Below are 1835 nucleotides of genomic sequence, written 5' to 3' on the forward strand. Positions count from 1 at the left end.
ATACACTGGAGCAAGCCGAAAGGCCGGTCATAGACCGAGTTTACCCAGGAGCTGGGTGAGGTGAAAGTCTCACGCCCAGTTCTGAAGCGGAGGTGCTCCCCTTAATAGGGGACATCGACCGTAACAAGGACAAAACTGGAAACAACTCCGGAAGAATCTTTTCCGCCTACAAAGAAGAGTGTATAAAGCGGTTCAAGCTGGTGACCTGAGGAAAGCAAGGTCTCTACAAAAACTGATTTTGAAATCCCGTTCGGCACAGCTTTTGGCCATCCGTCAAGTGACACAACTAAATCAGGGTAAAAAGACAGCCGGGATTGACGGCAAAACAGCCCTCAAATACCGGGAGCGATTCGAGTTACTTAAAATGCTAGGCTCCAGTGCGGAAAATTGGACGCACCAAGGGTTAAGGGAAATCCCAATACCTAAGAAAAACGGGGGTACGAGAATGCTGAAAGTACCGACAATCACGGACAGAGCATGGCAATGTTTAGCAAAGTACGCCCTCGAACCAGCCCACGAAGCTACCTTTCACGCCCGGAGTTACGGGTTTAGGACTGGACGCAGTGCCCATGATGCCCAACAATACATTTTCAAAAACCTCAATTCAAAATGTAACGGCATCACCAAAAGGGTAATTGAACTAGACATCAAAAAGTGCTTTGGCCGTAGGCCACGCTTCGCGAACGACAGAATCTCCCACAAGTCCATCATGGATAGGTTAATTGCACCAGCAAGTTTGAAGACTGGGATATTCCGCTGCCTCAAAGCCGGAATTGACCTGGAATTTCCTGAGCAAGGAACCCCACAGGGAGGAGTTGTCAGTCCACTGCTCGCCAACATAGCACTTAACGGAATAGAGGCAATACACCCCTCCGTTCGATACGCGGACGACATGGTGATATTCCTAAAGCCAAAGGAAAACGCGGAAAAGGTACTGAAAAGAATCAAAACCTTCCTAGCAGAAAGAGGGATGGAAATAAGCGCGCCGATTGACCAAGATAACCAAAACGACAGACGGATTTGACTTCCTGGGCTGGTTTTTCCGAGTCCAGCATGACGGAAGATTCAAGAGTTACCCTTCAAAAGAGAACCTCAAGAAATTTCTAAAGAAGGTAAAAACCGTGGCCAACAGCTCGAATTATGGTGCAGAAGTCAAAGCCCAAAAATTAGCACCAATCGTACGGGGTTGGAGGAACTACCACAGATACTGCTGCATGGAAGACTCTCCATATGACCTATACTTCCCGGCAAAAACTGCTGAAAGAAAATTCAGAAAGCAGAAATCAATAAACCGGTACAAATCCAAAAGGTTAGTAAAGATAGCCTTCCCCACAGTATCGTGGAAAGAAAACGACCACACAATGGTTAGAGGAATTAAGTCCCCCTATGACGGAGACTTAATCTACTGGAGTCATAGAAACTCTGCTTTATATGATAATGCTACTGCAAAGGCTTTGAAGAAACAAAACCATTCCTGTGGACATTGCGGACTGAAATTCATTGATGGAGAAAGGGTTCACCTTCACCACATTGATAGAAATCACGACAATTGGAAGCCCAAAAACCTAATGGCTGTCCATCAAAGTTGTCACCAATATATCCATGGGGGCAAAGCGAAAGCTAAGGATGTCTAGGAGCTGGATGAGGGGAAACCTTCACGTCCAGATCTGAAGGAGAGGTGCCCTGGGTAATACCAGGCATCGACTCTAATAAGTTTTAACCCTTTTACCCATAGCCTGTCGCCCATAAAGGCGACCCTATCTAAGGTTTCGTCTCCGGACAGGAAAACCAGCACATGACAATCGTTCCATCATTAATGGGATTCTCACCGATCT

2 protein-coding genes are annotated in these 1835 nt (G+C 46.5%); both read left to right on the forward strand.

Translation table 11 applies throughout. The annotated features are described in order from the left end of the window. Positions 1-178 precede the first annotated feature (178 nt). On the forward strand, positions 179-1024 hold the full coding sequence (locus F6K51_RS38845; RefSeq protein ID WP_365940619.1) for a reverse transcriptase domain-containing protein: 846 nt from the start codon (positions 179-181) through the stop codon (positions 1022-1024). Further along, positions 990-1634: a group II intron maturase-specific domain-containing protein gene (locus F6K51_RS38850; RefSeq protein ID WP_365940620.1), complete on the forward strand. Its 645-nt coding sequence runs from the start codon at positions 990-992 to the stop codon at positions 1632-1634. Before F6K51_RS38845 ends, F6K51_RS38850 begins: the two co-directional genes overlap by 35 nt. The last annotated feature ends 201 nt before the right edge of the window (positions 1635-1835 follow it).

Origin of the sequence: Moorena sp. SIO3I8 (genome assembly GCF_010692325.1) — a bacterium.
Taxonomy (GTDB): Bacteria; Cyanobacteriota; Cyanobacteriia; order Cyanobacteriales; family Coleofasciculaceae; genus Moorena.